Below are 14,900 nucleotides of genomic sequence, written 5' to 3'. Positions count from 1 at the left end.
TGCCCATGCCGTTCGATGCCGCTTCGCAGCCCCTGTCACCGCCACGCTGGCGCAGCCTGAGTGCCGACGAAGGTGACTGCTGGTTGAGCCTGACCCTCGAGGGCAGGCCGTTGATCAAGGTGCGCCTGGAGACCGCCGATACGTTGGCCATCCACCTTGAAAGCCTTTGCCCAGAGCGCCCGCAGCAAGCACTGTGGGCTGCCTGCTATTGGCTGCTGTCCCGTGACCAGGGCCGCCAGCGCCTGGCCTGGCACCTGCCAGAGGCGCTACCGCAGGCACTCGCCAGCGGCTTGTTGCTGGCTACCGAACAGCCTGGCGTCTACCTGTGCGAGCGCACGATGTTCTGGCAGTTGCCACAGCCTTGGCTCGGTCAGCCCGTGGGCGACGCTTACCCGCAACAGATGCAGATCAGCAACGGCAAGCGCCACCCGCGCCGCGCGCCCAAGCCCCGTGGTGAGGTCTACCGGCGCTTCGATGCGCGCCTGGGTAGCTGGGTGTCACTGCGCACCCTGGAGATCGACCAGGACCTGGAGCGCTTCAATCGCTGGCAGAACAACCCGCGGGTGGAGCAGTTCTGGCAAGAGGGCGGGTCGCTGGAGCAGCACCGCGACTACCTGGCCAAGCTGGAGGCCGACCCGCATACCGTGACCCTGATCGGCTGTTTTGACGATCAGCCGTTCGCCTACTTCGAGGCGTACTGGGCCAAGGAAGACCGCATCGCCCCGTTCTACCAGGCCGACGACTACGATCGCGGCATCCACATGCTGGTGGGGGAGGAGGCGCATCGCGGCCCGCACAAGGTCGCCAGCTGGTTGTCGGCGCTGGTCCACTACCTGTTCCTGGATGACCCGCGCACCCAGCGGGTGGTGGCTGAGCCGCGTGCCGACAATGGCAAGATGATCGGCTACATGCACGACCAGTGCTTCCATTGCGACAAGGAATTCGACTTCCCGCACAAGCGCGCGGCGCTGATGATTCTGGGGCGGGAGCGGTTTTTCGAGCGTTGCAGGCTCGCCTAGAGGTGACAGCTTCAAGTTCCAAGCTGCAAGAGAAGGGCGCGTCGGCGCTGCTCCATCTTGCGGCTTGCAGCTGCTTCAAACCTGCCGACTGGCCGTCTTGCGGCAATGCACCAGGGCATCGCGAATCATGAAGTTGACCAGCGTCGGCGACACGCCAAGCTCCTTGGCGATGTCCTTCTGCGGCACACCGTGCAGGCGGTACATCTCGAACGCATAGCGGGTGCGTTGCGGCAGTTCGTTGAGCGCATCGGCGATGTGCTCGAGTGCCGCCAGGTTGATGTGCGTGGCTTCGGGCGAGGCGTTGGGGATGACCACGTTCATGCCTTCCTCTTCGCTGCCCGAATACCTCAGTTCCATGGCCTGTTTGCGGTAATGGTCGATGGCCAGGTTGCGCACGATCTGGAACAGGTAGCTGAGCTGCGCCTTGAATGACGAGGTGATCTGCGGGGCGGCGCTGAGCCGGAAGAAGGCATCTTGCACCACGTCTTCGGCCCGCGATCGGCAGCCGGTAATGCGCGCCGCGATCTTGACCAGGATGCTGCGGTTGTCGACGAATGCCTGGAGTAATGGTGAATCGCACTTACTTGTGGATAGTTGTTCCGCCATGGAAATCACCTTGTCTCAGAAGGGAATAGGAGCACCCAAGACAGGGAAGCTTCCTACGACGTGCGACAAACTATTCAGAATGATAATGATTGTCAAATACGAAAGGTAATTAGTAACCAGTGATTTCGGTTCTAAGCAGGTGAGCGTGACGCGCTTCACCTTTTGCCGGTTTCATGGCTGCGTCCTCGCGGTAATTTCTTCCGCTGCCCATCCGTTCCCCTCTGTACATCCGGCCGCCGAACGCTGCCCGCCATCCCGTGCGGGGCAACCGGCCCGACTTACCCAGACACTGGCAGGAACACCCCATGACGGACGCCTTCGAACTCCCGCTCTCGCTGGTCCAGGCCCTGGCGCAACGCGCTGCGCAAACCCCGGACCGCATCGCCTTGCGCTTTCTGGCCGATGCCCCCGCCGAGCAGGCCGTGCTCAGCTATCGGGACCTGGACCTGCGCGCGCGCACCATCGCCGCCGCCTTGCAGGCGCGCGCCGGGTTCGGTGAGCGTGCCGTGCTGCTGTTCCCCAGCGGCCCGGACTATGTGGCGGCGTTCTTCGGCTGCCTGTATGCGGGTGTGATTGCCGTGCCGGCCTATCCGCCGGAGTCGTCGCGTCAGCATCACCAGGAGCGCCTGCTGTCGATCATTCACGACGCCGAGCCGCGCCTGCTGCTGACCGTGACGGCGCTGCGCGACAGCCTTCAGGGCCTGGAAGCCCTGGCCGCCGACAATGCCCCTGAACTGCTGGCGGTGGATGGCCTGGACCCGGCGCTGGCCAGCGTCTGGCGCGAACCGGCGTTGGCCGGCGACGACATCGCCTTCCTGCAGTACACCTCAGGTTCCACCGCGTTGCCCAAAGGCGTGCAGGTCAGCCATGGCAACCTGGTGGCCAACGAACAACTGATCCGTCATGGCTTCGGTATCGACCTCAACCCCGATGACGTGATCGTCAGCTGGCTGCCGCTGTACCATGACATGGGCCTGATTGGCGGGCTGCTGCAGCCGATTTTCAGCGGCGTGCCGTGCGTGCTGATGTCGCCAGGTTACTTCCTCGCCCGGCCGCAGCGTTGGCTGCAGGCGATCAGCGAGTACGGCGGCACCATCAGTGGTGGCCCGGACTTCGCCTACCGCCTGTGCAGCGAACGGGTCAGCGCGGCGGCCTTGGCCGGCCTCGACCTGAGCCGCTGGCGCGTGGCCTACTCCGGCTCCGAGCCCATCCGCCAGGACAGCCTGGCCACCTTCGCCGAAAAGTTCGCCGCCTGCGGCTTCACACCCGACAGCTTCTTTGCCAGCTACGGCCTGGCCGAGGCGACCTTGTTCGTCAGCGGCAGCCGGCGTGGCCAGGGCATCGGCGCGCTGGAACTGGATGCCGAGGCGTTCGCTGCCAACCGCGCCGAAGCCGGCCAGGGCAGTGTGCTGATGAGCTGCGGCTACCCGCAGCCAGGCCATGCGGTGCGCATTGTCGAGCCGCAGCGCCAGGAGGTGCTGGGTGACAACCGGGTCGGCGAGATCTGGGCCGGCGGCCCGAGCATCGCCCTGGGCTACTGGCGCAACCCCGAGGCCAGTGCGCGCACCTTCGTCGAAATGGACGGCCAGACCTGGCTGCGCACCGGGGACCTGGGCTTCATGCGCGAGGGCGAAGTGTTCGTCACCGGGCGCCTGAAGGACATGCTGATCGTGCGGGGCCAGAACCTCTACCCGCAGGACCTGGAAAAAACCCTGGAGCGTGAAGTCGATGTGCTGCGCAAGGGCCGGGTGGCGGTGTTTGCCGTCGACGACCAAGGCGAAGAGGGCGTTGGCGTGGCGGTGGAAATCAGCCGCAACGTGCAGAAGACGGTCACGCCCGAAGCGCTGATCAAGACGCTGCGCCAGGTCATCGCCGATGCCTGCCGCCAGGCGCCTGCCGTGGTCCTGCTGCTGAACCCGGGTGCGCTGCCCAAGACGTCCAGCGGCAAGCTGCAGCGTACTGCATGCCGCTTGCGCATGAACGACGGCAGCCTCGATTGCTATGCGCGTTTCCCGGCCGCTACCGAGCCGGCCGCGGCCGCCGCCGCCCGCGATGGCCTGCAGGCACGCATTGCCGGCATCTGGCGCGAGGTTCTGAAGGCCGAGTCGGTCGCCGCCGATGACCACTTCCTGCTGCTGGGCGGCAACTCCATCGCCGCCACCCAGGCTACCGCGCGCCTGTCCGATGAGCTCGGTATCCAGCTGGGCCTGCGCGTGTTGTTCGAAGCGCCGGTGCTGAGCGATTACTGCGCCGCAGTGGCGGCAGCCCTCGCCGGAGGCGGCCGAGAAACGGCAGCCATCGCCACCTTGAACCGTGGCAAGGCCCTGCCGCAGTCGCTGGCGCAAAACCGCCTGTGGCTGCTGTGGCAGTTGGAGCCGCACTCGGCGGCCTACAACATTCCTGCCGGCCTGCACCTGCGCGGCGAGCTGGACCCTGCCGCGCTGGAAGCCGCGTTCCAGGCGCTGGTGGCGCGCCACGAAGCGCTGCGCACGGTGTTCAGCGAAGCAGACGGCCAGGCCCTGCAGCGTATCCAGCCCGAGCAGCCATTCACCTTGCACCGCCTCGACCTGCAAGGGCTGGCTGATGCGCAAGTAGCCGAGCGCCGCGAAGCAGAAGCGCAGCAACCGTTCGACCTGACCCAAGGCCCCCTGCTGCGCGTGACCCTGGCGCAGCTGGACGATGAAGACCATCAGCTGTGGGTGACCTTGCACCACATCGTCGCCGACGGCTGGTCGCTGAACATTCTGCTCGACGAGTTCGGCAAACTCTACGCCGCCCGCTGCCAGGGCCTGGAAGCCTCGCTGGCGCCGCTGCCACTGGGCTATGCCGACTACGGCAACTGGCAGCGCCAGTGGCTGGCCGAGGGCGAAAGTTCGCGCCAACTGGCCTACTGGAAGGCCCGGCTCGGCGATACGTCGCCCGTGCTCGACCTGCACCCTGACCAGCCACGCACCAGCCAGCAGCACAACCGTGCTTCACGCCTGAACCTGAAAGTGCCAGCCCGGCTCACCGACGCCCTCAAAGGCCTGGCCCGCGAACAGCAGGCCAGCCTGTTCATGGTCCTGCTGGCGGCCTGGCAAGGCCTGCTGCACCGCTACACCGGCCAGGGCGACATCCGCGTCGGCGTGCCCAACGCCAACCGCCCGCGCCAGGAAACCCAAGGCATGGTCGGCTTCTTCATCAACACCCAAGTGCTGCGTGCGCAACTGGACGGTCGCCTGCCGTTCAGCGAACTGCTGGCTCAGGTGCGCCAGGCCACCCTCGATGCCCAGGCCCATCAGGACCTGCCCTTCGAGCAACTGCTCGAAGCGCTGCCTGACGCCCGTGAGCAAGGCCTGTTCCAGGTCATGTTCAACCACCAGCAACGCGACCTCTCGGCGTTGCGCCGCCTGCCGGGGCTGCTGGCCGAAGAGCTGCCGTGGCACAGCCGCGAAGCCAAGTTCGACCTGCAACTGCACAGCGAAGAAGACCACCTGGGCCGCCTGAGCCTGGCCTTCGACTACGCCGCCGAGCTGTTCGCCGAAAGCACCGTCAAACGCCTGGCCCAGCACCTGCTGGCACTGCTCGAGCAGGTGTGCGCCCAGCCGCAATTGGCCGTGGGCGATGTCGACTTGCTGGATGAGCCAAGCCGCCAGCAATTGCTCGCCTGGGGCCAGGCACCGGCGCCGGCGCCGCAGCGTCTGGTGGTCGAGCAACTCAACGAACAGGCGCGCCAGACCCCGGAACGCACCGCACTGGCCTGGCAAGGTGGCAGCCTGGATTACGCCGAACTGCACCAGCAAGCCAACCGCCTGGCCCATTACCTGCGCGACAAAGGCGTGGGCCCCGACACCTGCGTGGCCATCGCCATCGAGCGCTCGCCGCAGCTGCTGGTGGGCCTGCTGGCCATCCTCAAGGCGGGCGGCGCCTACGTGCCGCTGGACGTCGACTACCCGGCCGAACGCCTGGCCTACATGCTGCGCGACTGCCAGGCCAGCCTGCTGCTGAGCAACAGCGGCACGCTCGCCAGCTTGCCGCAGGTCGACGGCGTCAGCGCCATCGCCCTCGACCAGTTGCACCTGGACAGCTGGCCAAGCCAGGCGCCAGGCCTGCACCTGCACGGTGACAACCTGGCCTACGTGATCTACACCTCCGGCTCCACCGGCCAGCCCAAAGGCGTGGGCAATACCCATGCCGCCTTGGCCGAGCGCCTGCAGTGGATGCAGGCTACTTATGCGCTGGATGACAGCGACGTGCTGATGCAGAAGGCACCGATCAGCTTTGACGTGTCGGTGTGGGAGTGTTTCTGGCCGCTGATCACCGGCTGCAAGCTGGTGCTGGCCGGCCCCGGCGAACACCGTGACCCGCAGCGCATCGCCGCGCTGGTGCAGCAGCATCAGGTAACCACGCTGCACTTCGTGCCGCCGCTGTTGCAGGTGTTCGTGCAAGAGCCGTTGGCTGCGGGCTGCAGCAGCTTGCGCCGGCTGTTCTCGGGCGGTGAGGCGTTGCCTGCGAGCCTGCGTGACCGCGTGCTGCAACTGCTGCCACAGGTACAGCTGCACAACCGCTATGGGCCGACCGAAACCGCCATCAACGTCACCCACTGGCACTGCCAGGCTGCTGATGCCGAGCGCTCGCCCATCGGCCGCCCGCTGGGCAACGTGATCTGCCGTGTGCTCGATGCCGACCTGCAACTGGCCGCTCCAGGCGTGCCGGGTGAGCTATACCTGGGTGGCGCCGGCCTTGCCCGTGGCTACCTGGGCCGCCCAGGCCTGACCGCCGAGCGCTTCGTGCCCCAGGCCGATGGCAACGGCCAGCGCTTGTACCGCAGCGGCGACCGTGCCCGCTGGCAGGTGCAGGCCGAAGCCCTGGAGTACCTTGGCCGCCTGGACCAACAGGTGAAGGTGCGGGGCTTCCGTGTCGAACCTGAAGAAGTGCAGGCTTGCCTGCTCGGCCAGCCGGGCGTCGAACAGGCACTGGTGTTGATCCACCAGGACGCCGTCGGCGCCCAGTTGGTCGGCTACTACAGCGGCGCCGCACCGGCGGATAAGCTGCTGGCCAACCTGGCAGAGCGCCTGCCGGCCTACATGGTGCCGGCGCAGCTGATTGCGCTCGACTGCATGCCACTGGGCCCCAGCGGCAAGGTCGATCGCAAGGCGCTGCCGGCACCGGTCTGGCAGCAGCGCGAGCACGTCGAGCCGCACACCGCGCTGCAACAGCAGGTCGCCGCGATCTGGCGCGAAGTACTCAACCTGCCGCGCATCGGCCTGCACGACGACTTCTTCGCCCTCGGCGGTCACTCGCTGCTGGCGACCCAGATCGTTTCGCGCACCCGCCAGGCGTGTGACGTCGAACTGCCGCTCAAGGTGCTGTTCGAGGCCAGTGAGCTGGCTGCCTTCTGCAGCGAGATCGCGCGCATCCGCGATGCCGGCGAGCGGAACCTGCACGGCGATATCTCCCGTGTCGACCGCCGCCAGGCCGTGCCGCTGTCGTACGCACAGCAGCGCATGTGGTTCCTCTGGCAAATGGAGCCGGACAGCCCGGCGTACAACGTCGGCGGCATGGCGCGGCTGCGTGGCACGCTGCATGTAGATGCTTTCGAGCGTGCGCTGCAGGCGCTGATCGTGCGCCACGAAACCCTGCGCACCACGTTCCCCGCCATCGATGGCGTAGCCTACCAGTGCGTGGCGGATGACAGCGCCGTGAAGCTGGACTGGCAAGACCTCAGCGCCTTGCCTGCCCCAACCCGCCAGCAGCGCCTGCAGCAACTGGCCGACGAGCAGGCGCACCAGCCCTTCAACCTTGAGCGCGGCCCGCTGCTGCGCGCCTGCCTGGTGAAGGCCGAGGAGCGTGAGCATTACTTCGTGCTGACCCTGCACCACATCGTCACCGAAGGCTGGGCCATGGACATCTTTGCCCGCGAATTGGGCGAACTGTACGAAGCGTTCGTCGACGAGCGCGAGTCGCCGCTCGAACCACTGCCGGTGCAGTACCTGGACTACAGCGTATGGCAGCGCCAGTGGCTGGAAGGCGGCGAGGGCGCACGCCAGCTGGCCTACTGGAAAGCCCGCCTGGGCGATGAGCACCCGGTGTTGGCACTACCCGCCGACCGCCCACGCCCGGCGGTACAGAGCCACCGTGGCGAGCTGTACCGCTTCGACTTGGACCCGGCGCTGGTCGCCCGGGTGCATGCTTTCAACAGCCAGCGCGGGCTGACCCTGTTCATGACCATGACCGCCACCCTGGCCGCATTGCTGCACCGCTACAGCGGCCAGCGCGACCTGCGCATCGGCGCGCCGGTGGCCAACCGCATTCGCCCGGAAAGCGAAGGGCTGATTGGCGCCTTCCTCAACACCCAGGTGCTGCGCTGCGAGCTGGACGGGCAAATGACTGCCGCCGCACTGCTTGACCAGGTGCGCCAGGCCGCCATCGAAGGCCAGTCGCACCAGGACCTGCCCTTCGATCAACTGGTCGAAGCCTTGCAGCCGCCACGCAGCAGTGCATACAACCCGCTGTTCCAGGTCATGTGCAACGTGCAGCGCTGGGCGTTCCAGCAAAGCCGCGACCTGGCCGGCATGCGCGTGGATTATCTGGTCAATGACGCCAGCGCCACCAAGTTCGACCTGTACCTGGAAGTAACCGACCTCGATGGCCGTCTGGGCTGCTGCCTGACCTACAGCCGCGACCTGTTCGACGCGCCGCGTATCGCGCGCATGGCCGAGCACTGGCAGCAATTGCTGGTCGGCCTGCTGGATGACCCGCAGCAGCGCCTGTGCGAGCTGCCGATGCTGGCCGAGGCCGAGCAGCAGGTAATGATCGGCCAGTTGCAGGGCCACCATCACTACGCCCTCGACCAGACGCTTCATGGCCTGTTCGCCGCCCAGGCTGCGCGCACGCCGCAAGCCGGCGCGCTGACCTTCGCCGGCCAGCACCTGAGCTATGCCGAGCTCGACCAGCAGGCCAACCGCCTGGCCCGTGCCCTGCGCGAACGCGGTGTCGGCCCGCAGGTGCGCGTGGGCCTGGCGCTGGAGCGTTCGCTGGAAATGGTCGTCGGCCTGCTGGCCATTCTCAAGGCGGGCGGCGCCTACGTGCCGCTCGACCCGGAATACCCGCTCGACCGCCTGCGCTACATGATCGAGGACAGCCGCATCGGCCTGCTGCTGAGCCAGCGCGCGCTGCTCGAAACCCTTGGCGAGTTGCCCGAAGGCGTGGCGCGCTGGAGCCTGGAGGACGACGCCCCGAGTTTGTGCGCTTACAGTGACGCGGCGTTGGACAACCTCAACCTGCCGCAACACCAGGCCTACCTGATCTACACCTCCGGCTCCACCGGCAAGCCCAAGGGGGTGGTGGTCAGCCACGGGGAAATCGCCATGCACTGCCAGGCCGTGATCGACGCCTTCCGCATGCGCAGCGACGATTGCGAGCTGCACTTCTATTCGATCAACTTCGACGCGGCCAGCGAACGCCTGCTGGTGCCGCTGCTGTGCGGCGCCCGTGTGGTGCTGCGCGCCCAGGGCCAATGGGGCGCCGAAGAGATCTGCCAACTGGTGCGCGAGCAACGGGTGAGTATCCTCGGTTTTACCCCAAGCTATGGCAGCCAGCTGGCCCAGTACCTCGCCGGGCAAGGCGAGCAACTGCCGGTGCGCCTGGTCATCACCGGCGGCGAAGCGCTGACGGGCGAGCACCTGACACGCATCCGCCAGGCGTTCACCCCGCAACAGTTCTTCAACGCCTACGGCCCGACCGAAACCGTGGTCATGCCGCTGGCCTGTCTGGCGCCAGACACGTTGCCCGCTGACGCCGGCAGTGTGCCGATCGGCCAGGTGCTGGGTGCGCGCAGCGCCTACATCCTCGATGACGACCTGGCGTTGCTGCCACAAGGTGGCATCGGCGAGCTGTACGTCGGCGGTGCCGGCCTGGCCCAGGGTTACCACGACCGCCCGGGCCTCAGCGCCGAGCGCTTCGTCGCCGACCCGTTCAGCCATGACGGTGGCCGCCTGTACCGCACCGGCGACCTGGTGCGCTTGCGCGCCGACGGCTTGGTGGAGTACGTCGGGCGTGCCGACCAGCAGGTGAAGATCCGCGGTTTCCGCATCGAGCTCGGCGAAATCGAAAGCCGCCTGCAGGACCATGCCGACGTCGATGAGGCCGTGGTCCTGGCCCTCGACTTGCCAGGTGGCAAGCAACTGGTGGGCTACCTGGTGTGCAAGCAGGCCGGCGCCGACAGCGAGGCCCAGGCCCTGCTGCGCGAAGCGGTCAAGGCCAATGCCCGCCAGCACCTGCCGGACTACATGGTGCCGGCGCACCTGGTGCTGCTGGGCAGCCTGCCGCTGATGGGCAACGGCAAGCTCGACCGCCGTGCCCTGCCGATGCCCGATCTTGAACTGGCGCGCCAGCACTATCAGGCGCCAGCCAATGAGCTTGAAGAGCAACTGGCGCAGATCTGGCGCGATGTGCTCAACGTTCCCCGGGTGGGCGTGCAGGACAACTTCTTCGAACTGGGCGGCGACTCGATCCTGTCCATCCAGGTGGTCAGCCGTGCCCGCCAGCTGGGCCTGCAGTTCACCCCGCGCGACCTGTTCCAGCACCAGACCATCCAGACCCTCGCCGCCGTGGTCAGCCGCAGCGCGGCACCGAGCAGCATCGAGCAGGGCCCGCGCCAGGGCCGCAGCGGCCTGACGCCGATCCAGCACTGGTTCTTCGACAGCGACGTGGCCCAGCCGCAGCACTGGAACCAGGCGGTATTGCTGGAGGCCCGGCAGCCGCTGGACAGCACCACCCTTGAACAGGCCCTGGCCGCGCTGGTGGCGCACCATGACAGCCTGCGCTTGCGCTTCACCCAGGGCAGTGGCCGCTGGCAGGGCGAATTCGCCGCCGCCACCGGCGAGCAGCTGCTGTGGACCGCCACAGTGGCCGACTTCAATGACTGTCAGGCCCTGTACACCGACGTGCAACGCAGCCTGGACCTGGCGCAAGGCCCGTTGCTGCGGGCCTTGTTGGTCAGCGACGGGCAGGGCGCCCAGCGCCTGCTGCTGGCGGTCCATCACCTGGTGGTTGACGGTGTGTCCTGGCGCGTGCTGCTCGAAGACCTGCAGGCGCTATACCGTGGCCAGCCGCTGCCGGCCAAGACCCACGCCATGGCCGACTGGGCCGCGCGCCTGGCCAGCTATGCCGGCAGCGATTCGCTGCGCGACGAACTTGGCTGGTGGCAAGCCCAGTTGGGCGATGTACGCCATGAGCTGCCGTGCGATCACCCGCAGGGCGGCAACCTGCATCGGCATGCCGACACCCTGGCCATCGGCCTGGACGTGGAGCAGACCCGTCAGCTGCTGCAACAGGCCCCGGCGGCCTATCACACGCAGGTCAACGACCTGCTGCTGACCGCCCTGGCGCGCACCCTGTGCCGCTGGACCGGTGACGACGAAGTGCTGGTGCAGCTCGAAGGCCACGGGCGCGACGGCCTGTTCGAAGACATGGACCTGACCCGCAGCGTCGGCTGGTTCACCAATGCCTACCCGCTGCGCCTGAACCCGCAGGCCGGTGACGGCGACAGTGCCCGCGCCACCTCGATCAAACGGATCAAGGAACAGCTGCGCCAGGTGCCGCACAAAGGCCAAGGCTACGGGGTGCTGCGCTACCTGGCTGACGACGCCGGGCGCGAAAGCATGGCCGCACTGCCGCAGGCACGCATCACCTTCAACTACCTGGGCCAGTTCGACCAGCAGTTCGATGCTGCAGCGTTGTTCCAGCCGCTGGATGCCCCGGCAGGCCTGGCCCATGACCTGGATGCGCCACTGCCAAACTGGCTCAGTGTTGACGGCCAGGTCTACGGCGGTGCCCTGCAACTGCGCTGGACCTACAGCCGCGAGCGCTTCGACGAACAGACCATCGCCCACCTGGCCGAGGCCTATCGCCAGGAGCTGCTGGCCCTGGTCGGCCACTGCCTGGCCGATGGCAACGGCAGCTTCACGCCGTCGGACTTCCCGCTGGCGCACCTGAGCCAGGAGCAGATCGACGCGCTGCCGATCCCGGCCGCGCAGATCGAAGACGTCTACCCACTGACCCCGATGCAGGAGGGCCTGCTGCTGCACACCCTGCTGGAGCCGGGCACCGGCATCTACTACATGCAGGACCGCTACCGCATCAACAGCGCGCTCGACCCCCAGCGCTTCACCCAGGCCTGGCAGGCCGTGGTGGCGCGCCATGAGGCCCTGCGTGCGTCGTTCAGCTGGAGCGCCGGCGAAGCGATGCTGCAGATCATTCACAAGCCGGGCAACACACCGGTGGACTACCAGGATTGGCGTGGCCTCGACGACGCCGCCCAGGAACAGCGCCTGCAGGCCCTGCACAAGCAGGAGCGTGAGGCCGGCTTCGAGCTGCTGCACGAGGCGCCGTTCCACCTGCGCCTGGTGCGCGTGGCGGACGAGCGCTACTGGTTCATGATGAGCAACCACCACATCCTCATCGATGCCTGGTGCCGTTCGCTGCTGATGAACGACTTCTTCGAGCTCTACCAGGCCCTTGGCGAAGGCCGTCAGGCCCAGCTGCCGGTGCCGCCGCGCTACCGCGACTACATCGGCTGGCTGCAACGCCAGAACCTCGACGAAGCGCGTGGCTGGTGGCAGGCCAACCTGGCCGGCTTCGAACGCGCCACGGCGCTCCCCAGCGACCGCCCGCTGCGCAACGATCACGCCGGCGACGGCATGGTCGTCGGCGACTGCTACACCCGCCTGGCGGTCAGTGATGGTGTGCGTCTGCGGGAACTGGCCCAAGCCCATCAGCTGACTATCAACACGTTCGCACAGGCGGCTTGGGCCCTGGTGCTGGCCCGTTACAGCGGCGAGCGCGACGTGGCCTTTGGCGTGACCGTGGCTGGGCGCCCGGTGAGCATGCCGCAGATGCAGCGCACCGTCGGCCTGTTCATCAACAGTGTCGCCCTGCGTGTGCAACTGCCCGAGCCTGGCCAACGCCGCAGTGTGCGCCAGTGGCTGCAAGGCCTGCTGGAACGCAACATGGAGCTGCGCGAGTACGAGTACCTGCCATTGGTGACGATCCAGGAATGCAGCGAACTGCCCAAGGGCCAGCCGCTGTTCAACAGCCTGTTCGTGTTCGAGAACGCCCCGGTGGAAACTGCGGTGCTCGACCATGCCCAGCACCTGAACGCCAGCTCCGACTCGGGCCGTACCCACACCAACTTCCCGTTGACGGCGGTGTGCTACCCGGGCGACGACCTGGGCCTGCACCTGTCGTATGACCAGCGTTACTTCGACCATGCCACCGTCGAGCGCCTGCTGGCCGAGTTCAAACGCCTGCTGCTGGCGTTGGTGCAGGGCTTTGAAGGGGAGGTCAGCGATTTGCCGTTGCTGGGTGAGGACGAGCAGCGCTTCCTGCTCGACGACTGCAACCGCACCGCGCGTGCCTACGCCCTGGAGCAGAGCTACGTGGCGCAGTTCGAAGCGCAGGTCGCCGCGCACCCCGAGCGCACCGTGGCCCGTTGCCTGGAGGCAAGCTACGACTATGCCGGGCTGAACCTGGCGGCCAACCGCCTCGGCCACGCCCTGGTGGCTGCGGGCTTTACCCTTGACCAGCCGGTGGCGCTGCTGGCCGAGCGCGGCTTGCCGCTGTTGGGCATGATCGTCGGCAGCTTCAAGGCCGGCGCCGGTTACCTGCCGCTGGACCCAGGCCTGCCGTCGGCGCGCCTGCAGCGCATCGTCGAGCTCAGCCGTACGCCAGTGTTGGTGTGTAGCGCGGCCTGTGCCGGGCAGGCGCGGCAGTTGCTGGACGAGTTGGCGGGGGTGGCACGCCCGCAGTTGTTGGTATGGGAAGAGGTGCAGGCGAGCAGCATCGCCAGCCACAACCCAGGCATCCACAGCGGGCCGGACAACCTCGCCTACGTGATCTACACCTCCGGTTCGACCGGTTTGCCGAAGGGCGTGATGGTCGAGCAGCGCGGCATGCTCAACAACCAGCTGAGCAAGGTGCCGTACCTGGCGCTGAGCGAGCACGACGTGATCGCCCAGACGGCTTCGCAGAGCTTCGACATCTCGGTCTGGCAGTTCCTCGCCGCGCCGCTGTTCGGCGCCAAGGTCGAGATCGTGCCGAACGCTATCGCCCATGATCCACAAGGCCTGCTGGCGCATGTGCAGGCCACTGGCATCACCGTGCTGGAAAGCGTGCCGTCGCTGATCCAGGGCATGCTGGCCAACGATCACCAGGCCCTGGACGGCTTGCGCTGGATGCTGCCCACTGGCGAGGCCATGCCGCCGGAGCTGGCCGCGCAATGGCTGCAACGTTACCCGGGCATCGGCCTGGTCAATGCCTACGGGCCGGCTGAATGTTCGGACGACGTGGCGTTCTTCCGCGTAGACCCGGCCTCAACCCGCGGCAGCTACCTGCCGATCGGCACGCCGACCGACAATAACCGCCTGTACCTGTACGGCGAGGATCAGGCCCTGGTGCCGCTGGGCGCGGTCGGCGAGCTGTGCGTCGCCGGCACTGGCGTGGGCCGCGGTTATGTGGGTGACCCGGTGCGCACTGCCCTGGCATTCATTCCGCACCCGCAGGGTTCGCCGGGCGAGCGCCTGTACCGCACCGGTGACCTGGCGCGGCAGCGCCCGGATGGCGTGCTCGAATATGTCGGGCGCATCGACCACCAGGTGAAGATCCGCGGCTACCGCATCGAGCTGGGCGAGATCGAAGCCCGCCTGCACGAGCAGGTGGAGATCCGCGATGCCGCCGTAGGCGTGCAGGATGGCGTCAATGGCAAGCACCTGGTCGGCTACCTGGTGGCTCACCAAGGTATTTCGGCCGACGCCGCCCTGCTGGAGCAGATAAAGCTACGCCTGCGCGCCGAGCTGCCGGAGTACATGGTGCCGCTGCACTGGGGCTGGTTCGACAGCCTGCCGCACAACGCCAACGGCAAGCTCGACCGCAAGGCCCTGCCAGCCATCGACATCGGCGGCCAGCACAGCCAGGCCTACCTGGCCCCGCGTGACGAGCTGGAAACGGTGCTCGCCGGCATCTGGGCCGACGTGCTCAAGGCCGAGCGGGTAGGGGTGCACGACAACTTCTTCGAGCTGGGCGGGCATTCGCTTCTGGCCACGCAGATCGCTTCGCGGGTGCAGAAACAGCTGCAGCTCAACGTGCCCCTGCGGGCGATGTTCGAGTGCAGCACGGTGGAGGAGTTGGCTGAGTACGTGCGCGGGCTGCAGGGCAGTGCGCTGGATGAGGGCAAGGTGGATCGGTTGAGTGACCTGATGGCCGAGCTTGAAGGGCTCTAGAAAAGCGGGGGGCGCT

General features: G+C 67.2%; 3 protein-coding genes. 2 read left to right on the top strand and 1 reads right to left on the bottom strand.

Annotated features, from left to right (window positions below; genetic code table 11):
• Window positions 1-5 precede the first annotated feature (5 nt).
• Entirely contained in the window at window positions 6-1,019 is a 1,014-nt protein-coding gene (locus ACNQPL_RS20125) for a GNAT family N-acetyltransferase (protein WP_416467689.1), read from the top strand.
• 75 nt (window positions 1,020-1,094) lie between these two features.
• Here ACNQPL_RS20125 and ACNQPL_RS20120 read toward each other — a convergent pair whose 3' ends face one another.
• On the bottom strand, window positions 1,095-1,625 hold the full coding sequence (locus ACNQPL_RS20120) for an RNA polymerase factor sigma-70 (protein WP_346615977.1): 531 nt from the start codon (window positions 1,623-1,625) through the stop codon (window positions 1,095-1,097).
• Between the two features lie 305 nt (window positions 1,626-1,930).
• On the opposite strand from ACNQPL_RS20120, the gene ACNQPL_RS20115 reads away from it, so the two are divergent.
• A complete protein-coding gene (locus tag ACNQPL_RS20115) occupies window positions 1,931-14,884 on the top strand; it encodes a non-ribosomal peptide synthetase (protein ID WP_416467688.1) in 12,954 nt (4,317 codons plus the stop codon).
• Window positions 14,885-14,900: the final 16 nt, after the last annotated feature.

It is taken from the genome of Pseudomonas sp. LFS044 (genome assembly GCF_047978245.1).
In the GTDB taxonomy this organism is placed as follows: Bacteria; Pseudomonadota; Gammaproteobacteria; order Pseudomonadales; family Pseudomonadaceae; genus Aquipseudomonas.
Note: the sequence above shows the minus strand (reverse complement) of the source record. Positions and strands in the feature narration are given on the sequence as shown.

Bases quoted from the DNA above. Each gene is read 5' to 3' on its own strand.
- ACNQPL_RS20125 (WP_416467689.1), top strand. From the start codon at position 6: ATGCCGTTCGATGCCGCTTCGCAGCCCCTGTCACCGCCACGCTGGCGC.
- ACNQPL_RS20120 (WP_346615977.1), bottom strand. From the start codon at position 1,625: ATGGCGGAACAACTATCCACAAGTAAGTGCGATTCACCATTACTCCAG.
- ACNQPL_RS20115 (WP_416467688.1), top strand. From the start codon at position 1,931: ATGACGGACGCCTTCGAACTCCCGCTCTCGCTGGTCCAGGCCCTGGCG.